Annotated in this window: 16 protein-coding genes and 1 pseudogene; 7 read left to right on the top strand and 10 right to left on the bottom strand. The window is 47.7% G+C overall.

The window, feature by feature from the left end; translation table 11 throughout:
* Positions 1-13 precede the first annotated feature (13 nt).
* Together hslR and yrfG are read right to left on the bottom strand one after the other, a co-directional pair.
* Complete coding sequence (hslR, locus tag BM099_RS18315; RefSeq protein ID WP_090730390.1) at positions 14-409, bottom strand: ribosome-associated heat shock protein Hsp15; 396 nt, start codon at positions 407-409, stop codon at positions 14-16.
* The gene (gene yrfG / locus BM099_RS18310; RefSeq protein WP_280522158.1) at positions 402-1,085 is read right to left on the bottom strand and encodes a GMP/IMP nucleotidase; all 684 of its coding nucleotides are present in this window, start codon (positions 1,083-1,085) and stop codon (positions 402-404) included. Before yrfG ends, hslR begins: the two co-directional genes overlap by 8 nt.
* A 41-nt stretch (positions 1,086-1,126) precedes the next feature.
* Here yrfG and nudE point away from each other — a divergent pair, with 41 nt between their 5' ends.
* Positions 1,127-1,678 carry an ADP compounds hydrolase NudE gene (gene nudE / locus BM099_RS18305; RefSeq protein WP_090730388.1) on the top strand — a complete coding sequence of 184 codons (552 nt, stop codon included), beginning with the start codon at positions 1,127-1,129 and terminating at the stop codon, positions 1,676-1,678.
* A 24-nt stretch (positions 1,679-1,702) separates the two neighbouring features.
* Here the strand turns inward: nudE and BM099_RS18300 are convergent, their stop codons facing one another.
* Entirely contained in the window at positions 1,703-1,984 is a 282-nt protein-coding gene (locus BM099_RS18300) for a hypothetical protein (protein WP_090730386.1), read from the bottom strand.
* Between the two features lie 259 nt (positions 1,985-2,243).
* On the opposite strand from BM099_RS18300, the gene BM099_RS18295 reads away from it, so the two are divergent.
* Positions 2,244-2,828: a Fe-Mn family superoxide dismutase gene (locus BM099_RS18295; protein WP_090730384.1), complete on the top strand. Its 585-nt coding sequence runs from the start codon at positions 2,244-2,246 to the stop codon at positions 2,826-2,828.
* Positions 2,829-2,958: 130 nt separating this feature from the next.
* Here BM099_RS18295 and BM099_RS18290 read toward each other — a convergent pair whose 3' ends face one another.
* The 5 genes from BM099_RS18290 to BM099_RS18270 all read right to left on the bottom strand — a co-directional run bounded on the left by BM099_RS18290 (position 2,959) and on the right by BM099_RS18270 (position 5,990).
* On the bottom strand, positions 2,959-3,366 hold the full coding sequence (locus tag BM099_RS18290; protein ID WP_090730382.1) for an ACT domain-containing protein: 408 nt from the start codon (positions 3,364-3,366) through the stop codon (positions 2,959-2,961).
* Positions 3,367-3,424: 58 nt separating this feature from the next.
* Positions 3,425-4,273 (bottom strand): fumarylacetoacetate hydrolase family protein, encoded by an 849-nt coding sequence (locus BM099_RS18285; RefSeq protein ID WP_090730380.1) that lies wholly within the window; start codon positions 4,271-4,273, stop codon positions 3,425-3,427.
* 74 nt (positions 4,274-4,347) lie between these two features.
* Entirely contained in the window at positions 4,348-4,905 is a 558-nt protein-coding gene (locus BM099_RS18280) for a DUF2799 domain-containing protein (RefSeq protein WP_177201229.1), read from the bottom strand.
* 64 nt (positions 4,906-4,969) lie between these two features.
* Positions 4,970-5,329 carry a DUF805 domain-containing protein gene (locus BM099_RS18275; RefSeq protein ID WP_090730376.1) on the bottom strand — a complete coding sequence of 120 codons (360 nt, stop codon included), beginning with the start codon at positions 5,327-5,329 and terminating at the stop codon, positions 4,970-4,972.
* 52 nt (positions 5,330-5,381) lie between these two features.
* Positions 5,382-5,990: an arylesterase gene (locus BM099_RS18270; RefSeq protein WP_090730373.1), complete on the bottom strand. Its 609-nt coding sequence runs from the start codon at positions 5,988-5,990 to the stop codon at positions 5,382-5,384.
* Between BM099_RS18270 and BM099_RS18265 the strand changes: the two genes are divergently transcribed.
* Both BM099_RS18265 and BM099_RS18260 read left to right on the top strand, forming a co-directional pair.
* A complete protein-coding gene (locus BM099_RS18265; RefSeq protein WP_090730371.1) occupies positions 5,989-6,690 on the top strand; it encodes an ABC transporter ATP-binding protein in 702 nt (233 codons plus the stop codon). The genes BM099_RS18270 and BM099_RS18265 overlap by 2 nt on opposite strands.
* Positions 6,690-9,143 carry an ABC transporter permease gene (locus tag BM099_RS18260; RefSeq protein WP_090730368.1) on the top strand — a complete coding sequence of 818 codons (2,454 nt, stop codon included), beginning with the start codon at positions 6,690-6,692 and terminating at the stop codon, positions 9,141-9,143. The genes BM099_RS18265 and BM099_RS18260 overlap by 1 nt, the downstream gene beginning before the upstream one ends.
* 54 nt (positions 9,144-9,197) lie before the next feature.
* Here the strand turns inward: BM099_RS18260 and BM099_RS18255 are convergent, their stop codons facing one another.
* Positions 9,198-12,101, bottom strand: coding sequence for a DUF748 domain-containing protein (locus BM099_RS18255; RefSeq protein WP_177201228.1), 2,904 nt, complete (start codon positions 12,099-12,101; stop codon positions 9,198-9,200).
* A gap of 407 nt (positions 12,102-12,508) precedes the next feature.
* On the opposite strand from BM099_RS18255, the gene BM099_RS20855 reads away from it, so the two are divergent.
* Complete coding sequence (locus tag BM099_RS20855; RefSeq protein WP_269750488.1) at positions 12,509-12,634, top strand: hypothetical protein; 126 nt, start codon at positions 12,509-12,511, stop codon at positions 12,632-12,634.
* Positions 12,635-12,801: 167 nt separating this feature from the next.
* On the opposite strand, the gene rpiA is transcribed toward BM099_RS20855, so the two are convergent.
* A complete protein-coding gene (gene rpiA, locus BM099_RS18250; RefSeq protein WP_090730363.1) occupies positions 12,802-13,470 on the bottom strand; it encodes a ribose-5-phosphate isomerase RpiA in 669 nt (222 codons plus the stop codon).
* A 173-nt stretch (positions 13,471-13,643) separates the two neighbouring features.
* On the opposite strand from rpiA, the gene ilvA reads away from it, so the two are divergent.
* Together ilvA and BM099_RS18240 are read left to right on the top strand one after the other, a co-directional pair.
* On the top strand, positions 13,644-15,161 hold the full coding sequence (gene ilvA, locus BM099_RS18245) for a threonine ammonia-lyase, biosynthetic (RefSeq protein ID WP_090730477.1): 1,518 nt from the start codon (positions 13,644-13,646) through the stop codon (positions 15,159-15,161).
* Between the two features lie 126 nt (positions 15,162-15,287).
* Positions 15,288-15,540 (top strand): annotated as a pseudogene (locus BM099_RS18240) (hypothetical protein); the annotation flags it as partial.

Below are 15,540 nucleotides of genomic sequence, written 5' to 3'. Positions count from 1 at the left end.
AGATTCCTGACAGTCAGCCTCTTTGCAACTCTTTCACTTCCAATAGCTGGCGACGGCTGCGCTTATCAGGTTTATGCCCGGGGCTCAATTCAGCGCCCTTCATCGCTTTACGTTGTAACGTCTCTTTTTCCCGTCGCTCGATACTCTCCGCTGTTTCTTCATACAACAGCTGCGCTTCAACCGCACCGCGACGCTGTTCGGACAAAGCTTTAACAATCACAACCCGCTGATCAAAGCCCTGGCGGATCTGCAACGAGGCACCTAATTCCACTATTTTGCTGCACTTTGCCCGCTGCCCTTCATAGTGCACCTTGCCACCTTCAACCATCTGCTTTGCAATCGCTCTGGTTTTATAAAAACGAGCCGCCCACAACCACTTATCCAGACGAATTTTCGCTTGATCAGTCATCCTTTAAACCTCCGGGCTCAAGTTCATTAAAGTGTTCAACTGCAGCAAATTCATCAATCTCACGTGCCGGGTGCTGACTGTCAGGCTGAGATATCGCTAGCAGGTAACGGATACCGTAGGCTTGCGCCGATGCCAGTACCGACAAACTATCATCTATCAACAGAGTCCTTCGCGGGTTAAAAGGTTCAACTTTCTGCAGTTTCGCCCAGAATGCCGGATCTTCTTTAGGCAAACCAAAATCGTGGGAGCAAACGATGGCATCGACTCTATCTGCCAAATCAGTTTTATCCAGTTTCAACGCAAGACTGCCCCGATGTGCGTTTGTCACAATCACAGCCCGCAATGATGCCTCCCGGACTTTTTGTAGAAAATCCTGCACATGCGGTCTGAAAGCGATACGGTCTGCCACTTCTTTTTTTAAAGCGACAATGTCAACGTTCAATTCACGCGACCAGTAATCCAAACAGTACCAATTCAGTGTGCCCTGCTCCTGCATAATACGCGTGTGCAACCAGTCTCGTGCGGCCTGCGCGTCCATTTGATGAATATCCGCGTAACGGGTTGGCAGATGCTCCAGCCAAAAGTAAGAATCAAAATGCAGATCCAGTAATGTGCCATCCATATCTAACAACACAGTATCAATATTGGACCAATCCAGCGTAGCAGGTACAATCACGTTAATGCCTTTTATATCAATCCATCAGAATGGACACCAGTATGCCCGTGAAACCCGAGGTTTTGAAGGTCACTCCCACCGCACGCAGCCGTCTTTTTCAGGTAGAAGAGCTGAAACTGCGCTTCAGTAACGGTGTTGAAAGAACATATGAGCGACTAGCATCGCGCGGTAACGGTGCTGTCATGATCGTTGCAGTGGATGCACAAGAGCATGTGATTCTAATCAGAGAATATGCAGGAGGCATCGAAGATTACACCCTAACCCTGCCCAAAGGATTGATCGATCCGGGTGAAACACCTCATATTGCGGCAGACCGCGAATTAAAAGAGGAAGCGGGATTTGGTGCTAATCGCTTACATACATTAAAAAAGATGACGGCGGCGCCCAACTACATGGGCCACCGTATTACCGTCATCATTGCCCGCGACCTTTATCCCTGTAAGCTTGAGGGAGACGAGCCGGAACCCATGGAGGTTATTCGCTGGCCGCTAGCCCGGCTTGACGAGCTGGTTCTGCAAGATGAATTTACAGAAGGGCGGGCGATTGCGGCTCTGTATATGACCCGCCACTTCCTTGCTGTTGAAGGCCAATAGCGGGTTTTTCCTCTCAGAAAAACGTTAAGGATTCGCACACAGCTGTGATCCTTGACGGATATCCTGTTCAACCTTGCTACGCGGTAGCTCACCGCCCAATCGGCCATCCATAATAGCCTGTACATCCAAGTCGCTATAACGTTTATGAATGTAATCAGATAAACACTCACACTGAGCCTGTGTAGCTGTACCTGCAGCAACACACCCTGCTACAAATGGCTCATAGGTTTTTGAAGCCAGATACTCTGTTTTAATCACGTAGACCGCCAACAATACTGCTGAGATCCAAAGTAGTGCTTTAGACATGATAAATTCTGTTCTTATTTTAGTGACTGGGACTTCAGTTTACCTGAAGGCTGGCTATTCTATGGTGCGACTCGGCAAATTGCAGCCAACTTTAGTCGCAAACCCACCTAATCACACACAAATTGTGTCATGAAAAGACAATCCAAGGGTGATATCATCTAGCTACAAATACGTCGTGGGCCATCCGGCCTATGTCCATAACAATAGATGTCCATAACTACAGTGATATGCTGAACGTGTCGACAAGAAGGTGAATAGAATGAGCTTTGAACTACCTGCACTGCCTTTTGCTAAAGATGCCCTGGAACCACACATCTCTGCTGAAACGCTGGATTTCCACCACGGTAAGCACCACAACACCTATGTTACTAAACTGAACGGTTTGGTTCCTGGTACTGAGTTTGAAGGCAAATCTCTGGAAGAGATTATCCTCTCTGCACCAGCAGGCGGTGTTTTCAATAATGCTGCTCAAATATGGAACCACACGTTCTACTGGAACAGCCTTTCTCCAAACGGCGGCGGCGAACCTAGTGGCCCAATCGCTGATGCGATCAAGTCTAAATGGGGTTCTTTCGCAGAATTCCAGGCAGAATTTAACGATAAAGCCGTTAACAACTTCGGTTCAAGCTGGACGTGGTTGGTTAAAAACGACGATTTCTCTCTGGAGATCGTTAACACCAGTAACGCGGGTACGCCAATGACTAACCGTCAGCGCGCTATCCTGACATGCGACCTGTGGGAACACGCTTACTACATCGATTACCGCAACGTTCGTCCTGACTACCTGAAAGGTTACTGGGCGCTGGTAAACTGGGACTTCGCAAACCAGAACTTTGGTGCGTAAGTTTTAGCCAGATAAAAGCATCGATTAAACAGATGCAAAAAAGGCCATTGAATTCACATTCAATGGCCTTTTTTATTGATCTGCACCGTCCGAATCAGCGATGTAAATATCGACTTACAATTGCACACCTCTAAAGACCATTCTTTACCAACGCATTAAGTGCTGACAATGCCTTATCAGCATCTTGTGACTTAATAAAAATATGATCATGGTAATAGGCAGCGATGACATTTGCGCTAATATTAGACGCGGTTAATTGAGTAGCAACGGCCGCGGTTAATCCAACAGCTTCAAGGCTTGAATGAACATCTAACGTGATGCACTTGAATACAGCCGAATAAACAATATTGCATTCATCTGCCTTTTCTTTTGTCAGAATAACCGTCATACCTTCTTTTTCATGAAAAGTACCGATGGGCTGCAATAGTGCTATCTGTTGGTAATCCGCTTCAGCCACTAAAGCAAAAACATACTCGGTAGCAGATAAGCTTGGAGCCATCGACGCTAATAGTTTTTCCAGATTCGTTTCACCAGACATTGATCATACACCCCATAAAAACCCTATCTATCCAAGCCCGTTTCATATAAATATCATCCTACGATTCTTTAATTATCGGGTTTCTCAACACCCCAACCCCACTGATCTCGACTTCAATCACATCTCCCTGCTTCATATAAAGGCGTGGTTTACGTTTCACGCCGACACCACCGGGGGTGCCTGTGACGATGACATCACCCGCCACCAGCGTGCAAAAAGTAGATATATATTCGATCAATGCAGGTATATCAAAAATCAAATCAGAGAAAGCTGCGTGCTGAACCTGCTCGCCGTTTAAACGCGTTGTGACTGTTTGTGATGCTAAGTCGGCAATCTCATCGGACGTGACCATCCAGGGTCCAAAAGCACCTGTATTATCGAAATTTTTACCCGGAGTGAATTGCCCGGTATGCATCTGCCAATCACGAATACTCGCATCGTTATAGCATGCATAGCCAGCGACATGCTGGAATGAATTCTCACGGCTGATATGACGACCACCCCGCCCAATAATTACCGCCAGTTCGCCTTCAAAATCAAGCTTTTCAGAAACATGGGGGCGCACAATCGGTTTACCATGCGCTACCTGTGTAGATGCAAAGCGGGTAAACAATACGGGATGCTGCATTTCTGGCATGCCGGTTTCGATGCGATGGCTTTCGTAGTTAAGCCCAACACAGATGATCTTTTCAGGATTCGGTATCACCGGCAACAGCTGCACCTCATCAAGCTGATAAGAAGCCGCATCTGACAGTTTGCTTGTTATAGCGCGGATATCCGGCAAATCTGCCAATAAAGCTTTCAGGTCAGGCTTATCAGGATACTGAGTGGATAAATCATAAACACGATCCTCTTCAACTAAGCCGAAACAAGAACGTTTTTTTACTATAAATGATGCTAATTTCATCCCGGGTTTCCTGTTAGTTTTCCTGTTTACCGGACTGGATCACTCATCCATTACGATTGCCGCTAAGATTGCAGTTAATAGGGTAGCGTGCGTAACTTATGATCGTATTCTGATTTTTGCCGCATCAGCCTGAAACGCGAATCATCGGCATCCTGGCGTAACCAGAAGATATCCCGATGATGCCTTTTTATTTCGCCCAATAAGCGCTGACGATCAGCCGGGGTGCTTTTATCACTGATCAACAACTGCTCTTTGGCACTAATAAGCTTTCTGATTTTGCGAATATCCCGTTCAGCATCAGTCACGCTGATCCTTAACCGTGTCATCACATCGCTAATCATAAATAACTCGTAACCCGGGACATATCCTTCGAGAAATTCAGCTTCGAGCGCTGCCGGACAAATCCCCCGATACTTACTGCCTTTTTTCCCATAAAAGAAGCCGCTGGTGCGAGTACAAAACTGCTTCAACCCTTGCTGATAACCCAGATGATAATCTTGTCGCGACGGCACCACCGCATATTCTGCACAATCATTGCGATACTCATCCAGAACAGAGGAGTGCACACCTTTTGATGCATCGGCCTGGCCGATTAAATGCCAATCAGCATGAAGACACTCAGATTGATTCATCGTGCTGCACCCCTGAAGCACAGCAACAGCAGCCAACAGCGTAAAGCACTTGAACCTTGATGGATTATACATGCGTGCTACGAGGGCCGTATTCATTATCGGTATGACTGGGCAATGCCATCATCACCAACAGCACTATCCAACCCAACAATGGCACCAGTACAATCAGCGCCCACCAGCCAGAGCGGCTGGTGTCATGCAAACGCCGTATACTCACCGCCAGACTCGGTAAGAAAATAAACAGAGAGTAAAGCCCACTCAACATTCCTGCGCCGGAAGCATGCCCCCAGCCCATCGAACGATCGATAAACCCCACAACAATGGTGAACAGAATATTTATCAGCATGAAATACCAATACTCTTCCCGTGATGCACGTCCTGAGAATACTGTGTATTTTCGGATAACATTAAGATACCAATCCATAGCTCACCTTTATCATTTCACAACAAGTTTCATCCTAACAACTGCCCACCCGCTAGTCACCCAGCAGTGGCTGTAAAAAGGGCCATACATTCTCTAACAACAACGGCTGCGCCTTGGCATTGGGGTGTAAACCATCCGACTGCATCAGGGTTTCCTGTAAAGCTACGCCGTCCAGCAAAAAAGGTACCCGACTGATCTGATACTGCTGTGCCAGCGTTTCAAAAAGCGTATAAAAGCGCTCAGTATAAGAAACACCATAGTTGGGCGGTAAGCGAATCCCTACGAGTAAAGGTTTCGCTTCAGCGTCTTCCGAAAGCTCTATCAAGGTGGTGATATTACGTTCAATTATCCCCAATGGCATACCGCGTAAACCATCATTAGCGGCTAATGCCAGAACTATCCAGTCAGGCTGATGTCTCTTTATGAGAGCGGGCAATCGGGTTATGCCTCCCTGTGTTGTTTCACCACTGATACTGGCATTAACCACACGAATATCGGCATACTCTTGTTGCAGCCTTGTCTCGAGTAGTGCAACCCAGCCCTGCTCAGGGCTAATACCATAAGCAGCAGACAAACTATCTCCCAGAACCAACAGGGTTCTGGCAGAGACACTGCTACTGACAATAACGGACACTAGTACTAATAAACGGATGATCGCCATGCCTGATAACATCTCCTTAAACACCTCTTTTGCCATTGAAGCACACCATCTCGCAAAAACCTTCGTAACTCAAGCCGGTGTGATCCGTTTATTTAACGATTTATCGCTCGCCATCCAACGCGGAGAGAGTGTTGCAATTATAGGCCAATCGGGTGCCGGTAAATCAACCCTGTTAAGCTTACTGGCCGGACTCGACGCCCCGTCCACGGGATCGGTAAAACTACTGGGAACTGATATAAGCACATTATCTGACACTGACGGTTCCGCATGGCGCGCAAAAAATCTGAGCTTTATTTTCCAGTCATTCCACCTATTACCGGAGTTAACGGCGCTGGAGAATACACAACTGCCACTGGACATTCGGGGTGATAAGCAGGCGACCGAAAAAGCGGCAAGCTTACTGGACCAGGTTGGCTTGTCTGATCGCCAAGGGCATTATCCCGCCCAGTTGTCTGGCGGTGAACAACAACGCGTTGCTATTGCCCGCGCCTTTGTGACGCATCCGACAATTTTATTTGCCGATGAACCGACCGGCAACCTGGACACTGAAACCGGTGAAAACATTATCACGCAGCTATTCGAACTTAATGCGCAACAAGACACCACACTGGTACTGATTACACACGATGCGGCACTGGCTTCACGCTGTGACCGGCAGTTCCGGTTGGAGCAGGGACTCCTGATCGAGGGCGTTCGCTAATGATCTCAATGCTGGCGTTACGCCAATTAAAAACTCAAGGGCGCCGACCCGACGGCAGAGCGCTGCTGATCTCTGTATTTTTGATGACCAGCCTAATCACCTTATTGAGCCTGACCGGCGATCGCTTACAAAAAAGCCTGGTTAACCGCAGCGCCGAGATTCTGGGAGCAGACCTGATCATCAGTAGCCAGCGCGCACTGCCTATTGAAAGATTAAGCCAGGCAAACGCACTCGGCCTTACTTCCACCTCGGTAACGCAATTTACCAGCATGGTCGAAACAGAAAACGCAATGCTGCTCAGCTCCATTCGAGCCGTCCGTGATCCGTACCCGTTACGCGGTAAAGTGATCACCGAACCGCCGCAAAATGCCTCACTACCCAGTCGTAATTCAGTCTGGGTCGAAGCATCAGTACTGACCCGCCTGAACATTAAGATCGGCGATTTTGTTAATATTGGTTACAGTAAATTCCGCGTAGAAAGCGTACTGATTAGCAGCCCGGACAGAGGCAGAGGGTTTCGCAGTTTTAATCCTCACATTCTGATGCGTGACGCTGATCTGGCAGCAACCCGCGTATTAGCTCCTGGCAGCCAGGCTGAGTTTCGCCAGCTGTTTGCGGGCACACCCGAGCAGATAAAGACTGCAGAACGAACCTTTACATCTACACTGGAGAAGGGCCAGCGCCTCTATACCGCAAAAGGCGACCAGCCAGTGAGACGCAACGCGGTAGGCAACGCCGGACAGTATCTTAAACTCAGCGCCTTGTTCGCTCTGCTACTGGGTTCTTTCGCTATCTATCTAAGCCTGAGGCGCTTCAGTGCAGATCAGCAGAGTCGCACAGCCCTGTTAATGAGTCTGGGCTTATCGCGCAAGCAGCTATTTCAATTATTCAGCATTCAACTCTTCCTTGGTTGGCTGCTGGCCGCTATTCCCGGCACTCTGGCAGGCTTAGGGTTACACCAGATTATCCTATGGAAGCTCGGCTCGCTGCTACCTCAGCCACTGCCTGCTCTGAGTATGCTGTCTTTAGTCAGCAGTCCATTATTGGCAGGTGCGATTTTGATGGTCGCAGGGCTGGCCACCTTATTACCGCTGGGACAGACATCCGTTTTGGCCCTGATACGCCAAGGCAATGAACAAGCCAGCACGCATAAATTACTTTACTGGCTAACCCCTATCGTGCTGTTTTTATTAATTGCCTTGTTTGTTGAATCTGTCCTATTTGCAGCACTACTGACTATCGGTCTGTTAGTGGCAGGAATGATCGCAGGCTGGGGCGTACAGTTCCTGATCTATCGAATCAACCTCGGCCTAAAAGGCAGAATCCGCTTATTTCCTTTACTGACACTGCGCATTAGACAACAACGCCACTGGCACCGCCTGCAAGGGGGTGTATTGTCGCTGCTGCTGACCTTGATGACGGTGCTGTTCTTTGCCCGCCAGGACATGCTCAGCGAATGGCAAGGACAACTACCAGACGACACGCCAAACCAATTTATTATCAACATCCAACCGTGGCAGAAAGCCTCGGTTACTCAATGGCTGGATGAGCAGAAAATCCCTTCTACGCTGTATCCGATCATCAGAGGGCGTATTGAATCCCTGAACGGAGAAAAGCCGGCACAAGCTTTTACACCCCAGCAACGCCGTCACAATACACTCAATCGCGAGCTGAATCTGACATGGGGCAACCAAATCCCGCCACACAACACCTTAAATCAGGGAGCATGGAGCAGCGCCGATAACGCCATCTCTATTGAACAATCGATGGCAGACGAGTTATCACTTAAGCTGGGTGATGAGCTGGGATTTCGCGTCGGTAGCGACCTGTTCAGCGGAGAAATTACCAGTATCAGAGGCGTCGAGTGGGGCTCCTTACGACCGAACTTTTATGTGATTTTTTCACCCGGCGCTATTGACCATCTACCGACAACCTACATCACCAGCTTTAAAATTGATGCTGAACATAAAGGGGCGACTTCAGCGCTGCTGAATGAGTTTCCTTCATTGACACTCATCGATGTAGAACAGCTGATACTGCAAGCACAGGATCTGATTAACAAGCTCAGCGACAGTGCTTCGCTGATTTTATTATTAACGCTGTTAAGCGGCTTAATTCTGGTGATTACAACCTTGCAGCAAGACTTGCTGCAACGCCGCTTTGAAGTCGCGCTGCTACGTACACTGGGTGCTTCCGGGAAGCAAACACGCCAACTCGACCTACTTGAATATCTTTTGATGGGGTTAAGCTGCGGCTTGCTGGCCAGCATGATGAGTGAAACGCTGCTTTATCTGGTCTATCAAAGCCTGCTAAAGCTTGAGCCTCAATTCCATCTGTTCCTCTGGCTGACGCTGCCGCTGCTGGCAACCCTGCTATTTACACTAACAGGGTTGCTGACACGCCGGGCACTGTCTCTGCCCAGCAGCTACCGATTACTCAAAGGCGGAGAATAGTTACCATCCCCCCTGCTGTAAAGCCTGCACAGCATACACAGGGGGACACGCGGCTTACAGTGCCAACACCACACCCGGTTTCAACTCGTCACTCTTAAGGTTCGGAACCGGGAAACAGGAGAATAGACGGTCTTTCGCCACTCCCTTTTCTAACAGCAAACTGGTCACCTGCGCGCCACGGGCAACGGCCAGTCCTTGTAAGCGCTCCAACATAAGCACTTCCAGCTCTGCTGGCGGCAGGGGCTTGGCTTTTGCCTTATTCTCTTTTTCAAGCAGCGCTGATAAGGCAATGCGATCATCCTTCACTGCATTGCCGCAGATATTCAGACGCAAGGCTTTACGCGAGCTCATCATCTCAGCAATTTTGCCCAGATAGCCACTCATATCCGCTGCAACAGTACTCGTACCCGCCGTGAAATTTACCGGCGCTAATGTAATAAACGCACCCGATTTATTCGCATCAATCGCGGTGCTAGCGATCGAAATCAATGCGCCATAGGGTTGCAGCGCTTTCGTCAGGAAACTAAAAGCGGCTTTCTTCAGCCCTTTAGTGGCCAAACGATTAACAATATCCTGATAGCCAAACTGAGGGTCATCCAGCGAGCCTTCAACCGGCAGATCCAACTTGATATTATCGTCACTATCCTGCAGTACCGAGATAGCGGTGCCTAATGGCATACTGAGCTTACTGTTAAACTCATCCGTGGCCTGTGTCTGTGCAGGCTGCACTTCAAGACGATTCAGTTTAATACGGTTTTTTCCGGCCAGCACACCCTCCTTAAGCGTCCCGCTGCTACTGAAATCCATCTGTCCACTTTGTAAAAAATAACCAACATATTTTCCGGCGTAAGGACTCACCACCGGCAGTTCTGCATTTTTAATATCCAGCTTCCAGTTACCATTCCTGGTGCCGCCCAGCAAATTCATTTTTCCGGAAGCCGTTAATTTTGCATGAGTGTTAATTGTGGCCTGCAGCTTGAACGGACTTAATTCTGCTTTAGCGCTATCCACTTTTTCAACGGTCAGTTCCTGAATATCCAGAACCGATTTAAAGGCCGGCTTAACGCTATAATCTTCGATATTGATGATGTTTTTACTCGTCATCAACAACTGCCCCACACGTACGCTAAAGGCTGCTTCCTGGTTTTCTGCCTTTGTCGTAGTTGTAGTTGTAGTCGTAGTTTTTGCGTTATTTTCTTTTCCCTGCCCCGGCGTACCTTCTCCCAGTGTTGCCAGCGCAAGCGTCAGCCGCTCAATCTCTTTAATACCCTGCTTATTCGTAACCGATACGTAGGTTTGTGTATCTTTTATACGGACATCATCGACCACTAAACGATTTAGATCCGTTAATAACAGCCCTTTAAGCTGCAATTCACCGATCGTACTCATCGGCTGCTGGCCTTGTTTATAATTCGCTTTAAGCCCCGTGAAGGTTAACTGTGCTGCACTGATCTTTTTCGTTGAGTAAAGCCCGTTAACCAGTCCGATCGAACCTAGTTCAAGCAACTGCAGCGGCTCTTTTAAGGTCGACACACTCAGCGCGGAGGTCTTCAGACGGACTTTTTCAATGACAGGCTGGCTCACTGACATATTAGCCAGCACAGCCGCCATATCGGCGGAGTCCAATGCCACTGCAAGGCGTCCGTCTTGTGATAGCTGCAGCTTTTGTAAAGTAATAGCCGGAGCTGCCGTAATGCCTGCCAACTCTGCGCCCTTCCAGGAAATTTTCAATGGTGATACTAAAGAGAGTTGCGCGGCTGCCAGATCGATCTGAGGGTTTTTCAGCCCCAGCGTATCGATATTAAGCATCAACTGACTATTCAGCTGTTTCGGCAAGTTTTCTGTAAAGGATAAATTTAACGGACCTTGCTGCGACACGCTGGCAGCGCTGATGCGTTGATCCGCTTGACTAAAGTCCAGATTTTTAATGCTGAGCTTTTGCGGCCCTTTAATGCTACTCAACGCCGACCCATCAAAGCCAAGATCAACACCTCCTTGCCAGCTAAATTGCGACATCAACAAAGCAAGCTGTTTACCTTGCTCCAGCTTTAACCCACTGCTCTGAATCGCCCCCTCTAGAGAAACATTCTGCAACGAACTTTCGGCCAGCTTAACAGCGCCTTTGCCGGACCACTCAAGGTGCTTATCCGAGACATTGATTTGCTTATCCTTCCATGAAAACTCATCAAGACTGAAGCTGCCCGAATGTAACAACTGCCCACTGCCACCGGTAAGATCGAGCTTCAGTTCAAGATTGGTGGTCAGAAACCCTTTCAACTGCGGCACCCAGGCTTTAGCGACACTCTCTAATGGAAACCGATCCAGCACTAACTTAATCGTCGATGTTTTCTGTTCAGGCAAAGGAACCGCGGCTGAATTCAGCTCTATTTTTGAGCCGTTGAGTAATCCATTGAGCGTGACTTGAGTTGATGCTGTTTCATCCCATTGGTAAAGCGAATTCAAACCCGCATTATCAATGACGATCTGCTGCTGATGCTGCGGAAGATTCAATGCCCAGTTAATGTGATGTAAACGCACATTGGCTATACCGACCCGCCATTCTGAAGGGGGGCTCTCAGGCTCTTTAACAGACGGCTCTGTCGTATTGAATTGAGATAGGTTAACCGGTCCAAGCCACAGATCATCCCCTTGTTGATAGAGGCCACTGGCCACATCAGAAAGAATAACCTCATTGATCAGAATTCGCTTCTCGAATAACGAAGGGTAATCGAGCGTCACTTTCAAGTGCCCCACCCGCATCGGCGGCACACCCTCAGAGTCTGCTTTGAGTTCTATCAGCTCCACGCTTCCGCTAAGCCAGTGTATGTCGACTTTTTCAAAAGAAACATGTTCAGCGCCCTGCCCTTTAAGCCAGATCACTACCTGATCCCGAATCAGGTAAGGTAGGGAGTATAGCCCTAAAGCGATTACCACCAACATCGATAAAATGACTCGCATAACGTCCCTCATTAGATCAAAAAAGCATCTGGATCACTCACTCACACTATCAACAAGGATAGACGACAGGTGGGCTGGATGACATACAAAAAAGCTTACACTGTTTTCCCTGATGTTGAGCTGAATTCGTCATTAACTATCAATCCTTTTATTCATAGAAGAATTCATAAGCAGTGCGGGCAAAGTTAATAGCAAGAGGAAGCTGACGAAAAGAAAACGAATAGAGCTTTCAAAGCCGAATGATAAATACAGAACTTAAAAAAACAAGGTTGGCAGACTTTTTCATGATGTCATTACAAACACCATGGTTATTCTAAAAAGCTATAAAAAAGTAACGTTTCCTGCTATTATTCGGCCACTAAAACATACAGTGTTATGCCAATTTTTAATTTATTAGGGTAAATATAATGGCTCATCATGATGAGAAGTTTCGTGACGCTTCCGGTTATAGCTGGATTGTAATTAATCTGATTGCGTTAGCATGGGTCACAATGCCTGTCAGCATTGCCCTGACAAAAGTCGTACAGTGGTAAACCGCTAATTATTAATAAACTGTTCTCTATGAGGCGTTTATTAAACGTATAAAAATGCCGCTTTCATTTAGCGGCATTTTTTTTACTATGCTTTTACCAACTATTGAACTATCTACACTTAACTATCTAACCTTAACTACCTAACCTTAACTAATAGCACCTTATGCTTATTTGATGTTTTGTACGCCGTCAGGTGTACCCATCAAAATCACATCAGCACCGCGCTGCGCAAATAATCCATTAGTTACCACGCCAACGATATTATTCAGGATACCTTCCAGTCCTTTAGGGTCAACAATCGACAGATCATGAACATCCAGAATTTCGTTACCATTGTCCGTCACAAAACCCTGACGATACACCGGCATACCATCCAGCTTCACCAACTCACGCGCCACATAGGAACGCGCCATTGGAATCACTTCTACCGGTAACGGGAAGTCACCGAGCACATCGACCTGTTTAGTCGAGTCAACAATACAGACGAACTCTTTAGCAACGGCGGCAACAATCTTTTCACGGGTTAATGCACCACCACCCCCTTTGACAACATTTAAGCGTGCATCAAATTCGTCGGCGCCATCCACATAGACTTCCAGTTCATTAATTGCATTCAGATCAAACACGGTAATACCATGCCCTTTTAAGCGATCCGCTGTGGCTTGCGAACTGGCAACGGCACCATCAAACATGTGCTTCACTTTTGCCAATTCATCGATGAAAAAGTTTGCTGTAGAGCCCGTGCCTACGCCGACAATTGTTTCACGTCCTAAGCGTGGGCGAATATATTCAACAGCCGCCTGGGCTACGGCTAACTTCATTTCATCTTGTGTCATGCTGTTTCACATCTCATTTATGAAGAATTTGTGTAAATTATACGCAGCATTGGCCTTCGCTTGTAGACGAAAAGGGCTACAACTTGTAGGATTTCCCGCTCTTCTTGTGAAATCATTCAGGATTGACTGATAAACAAGCCATTCGCCTCTACTCTATTGATTGTACTTTCATTATGGCTCACCGATACATCAAAAGAATTCTCGAAGCGCGTGTCTATGACGTCGCGGTCGAAACCCCGCTGGATGAAGCCAGAGGACTAACGGAACGCCTGAATAACCGGGTTTTACTGAAACGTGAAGATCTGCAACCGGTATTTTCATTCAAAATCCGTGGCGCTTATAACAAAATGCGTCAACTCACAGCAAAAGAGCGTGCCAACGGTGTGATTGCAGCGTCGGCGGGTAACCACGCCCAAGGGCTGGCGATGGCAGCGAGACACCTCGGTGTGAAAGCGACCATTGTCATGCCCAAGACAACACCCGAGCTGAAGGTGAGTAATGTACGCCGGCTAGGGGGTAAAGTTGTTTTGCATGGTGATACTTTTGACGAAGCGTCTGCTCATGCGCAGAAATTGGTTGCCGAAAAAGGGATGACTTATGTACACCCCTTTGACGATCCTGATGTCATTGCCGGCCAAGGCACCGTCGCGATGGAGATCCTGCGCCAGGAATCCGGCCCGATTGATGCCATCTTTGTTCCGGTAGGCGGCGGCGGATTAATTGCAGGTATCGCAGCGTACGTGAAGTACCTTCGACCAGAAACTAAAATTATTGGCGTAGAGTCTGAAGACTCTGCCTGCTTAGCCGCGGCAATCAAAGCGAATAAACGCGTTACTTTATCGCAGGTCGGTATTTTCGCAGACGGCGTTGCTGTCGCTCAAATTGGAAAAAACACGTTCGAAATTTGTCGTGATTATGTTGATGAAGTCATCACTGTTACCACTGATGAGATCTGCGCTGCAATCAAAGATATATACGATGATACCCGTTCTATCTGCGAACCTGCGGGTGCGCTAGGGGTTGCCGGACTAAAAAAATATGTTGAGCGTGAAAAGTGTGAAGCAAAAACACTGATCGCGATTGATTCAGGCGCGAACGTTAACTTTGATCGTTTACGTCATATCGCAGAACGCTCAGAACTGGGTGAAAAACGTGAAGCCATCATTGCTGCGAAAATTCCTGAAAAACCCGGTAGCTTTAAGAAGTTTATTACGGCACTGGGTAAGCGCAATATCACGGAATTCAACTACCGTTACAGTGATGACACATTAGCGGTCGTTTTTGCCGGTATTCAAATTAAGCCGAACAATGACGGCAAAGAAGAGCTGCTCGAAGAGCTGCGTGAACATCTGGAAGAGGTAGTTGATCTCACGGATGACGAAACCGCAAAACTGCATGTGCGCTATATGGTAGGTGGGCATGCGCCTGAGAGCGTTTCTAATGAAGTCGTGTACCGCTTTGAATTTCCTGAGCGCCCCGGCGCCCTGATGAAGTTTCTTAGTACATTAGGTGGCCGCTGGAACATCTCCATGTTCCACTACCGCAACCACGGCGCTGCCTATGGACGCGTACTGGTCGGCATGCAAGTGCCGGAAGCAGAACGAGATCAGGTAAAAGAGTTTTTGCATGAGATCGGCTATAACTTCTGGGAAGAAACCAACAACCCGGCTTATAAGCTATTTCTTGGCTAAGCGCTTTATATGGTCGATCGATACACTAAAAAACCGCTGCTAATCCAGCGGTTTAATGAGATGGTTCCCCTCGCTTTTAACCAGCTATGCTGGAAAGGTGACGAAACCAACAAGGAGAACCATCTCATGTATATCAAAGTCCTTGGAATCGATTTAGGCAAGTCTTCTTTTCATTTAATCGGTTGTGACTCCCACGATCAACAAGTCTGTAAAAAGAAACTTTCTCGTCAAAAACTCATAACTTTTATCGCTCAACTACCGCCGTGTCTGATTGCATTTGAAGCCTGTGGTGGTGCGCATTGGTTAGGCCGCCTCTGTATGGAGCACGGTCATGACGTTCGATTAATCCCACCTCAATATGTTAAACCTTTCGTTAAAG

The organism is Neptunomonas qingdaonensis, from assembly GCF_900113275.1.
Taxonomy (GTDB): Bacteria; Pseudomonadota; Gammaproteobacteria; order Pseudomonadales; family Balneatricaceae; genus Neptunomonas; species Neptunomonas qingdaonensis.
Note: the sequence above shows the minus strand (reverse complement) of the source record. Positions and strands in the feature narration are given on the sequence as shown.

Bases quoted from the DNA above. Each gene is read 5' to 3' on its own strand.
- hslR (WP_090730390.1), bottom strand. From the start codon at position 409: ATGACTGATCAAGCGAAAATTCGTCTGGATAAGTGGTTGTGGGCGGCT.
- ilvA (WP_090730477.1), top strand. From the start codon at position 13,644: ATGGCTCACCGATACATCAAAAGAATTCTCGAAGCGCGTGTCTATGAC.
- BM099_RS18255 (WP_177201228.1), bottom strand. From the start codon at position 12,101: ATGCGAGTCATTTTATCGATGTTGGTGGTAATCGCTTTAGGGCTATAC.
- BM099_RS18300 (WP_090730386.1), bottom strand. From the start codon at position 1,984: ATGTCTAAAGCACTACTTTGGATCTCAGCAGTATTGTTGGCGGTCTAC.
- BM099_RS18280 (WP_177201229.1), bottom strand. From the start codon at position 4,905: ATGAATCAATCTGAGTGTCTTCATGCTGATTGGCATTTAATCGGCCAG.
- BM099_RS18295 (WP_090730384.1), top strand. From the start codon at position 2,244: ATGAGCTTTGAACTACCTGCACTGCCTTTTGCTAAAGATGCCCTGGAA.
- BM099_RS20855 (WP_269750488.1), top strand. From the start codon at position 12,509: ATGGCTCATCATGATGAGAAGTTTCGTGACGCTTCCGGTTATAGCTGG.
- BM099_RS18290 (WP_090730382.1), bottom strand. From the start codon at position 3,366: ATGTCTGGTGAAACGAATCTGGAAAAACTATTAGCGTCGATGGCTCCA.
- BM099_RS18265 (WP_090730371.1), top strand. From the start codon at position 5,989: ATGCCTGATAACATCTCCTTAAACACCTCTTTTGCCATTGAAGCACAC.
- rpiA (WP_090730363.1), bottom strand. From the start codon at position 13,470: ATGACACAAGATGAAATGAAGTTAGCCGTAGCCCAGGCGGCTGTTGAA.
- BM099_RS18260 (WP_090730368.1), top strand. From the start codon at position 6,690: ATGATCTCAATGCTGGCGTTACGCCAATTAAAAACTCAAGGGCGCCGA.
- nudE (WP_090730388.1), top strand. From the start codon at position 1,127: ATGCCCGTGAAACCCGAGGTTTTGAAGGTCACTCCCACCGCACGCAGC.
- BM099_RS18275 (WP_090730376.1), bottom strand. From the start codon at position 5,329: ATGGATTGGTATCTTAATGTTATCCGAAAATACACAGTATTCTCAGGA.
- BM099_RS18270 (WP_090730373.1), bottom strand. From the start codon at position 5,990: ATGGCGATCATCCGTTTATTAGTACTAGTGTCCGTTATTGTCAGTAGC.
- BM099_RS18285 (WP_090730380.1), bottom strand. From the start codon at position 4,273: ATGAAATTAGCATCATTTATAGTAAAAAAACGTTCTTGTTTCGGCTTA.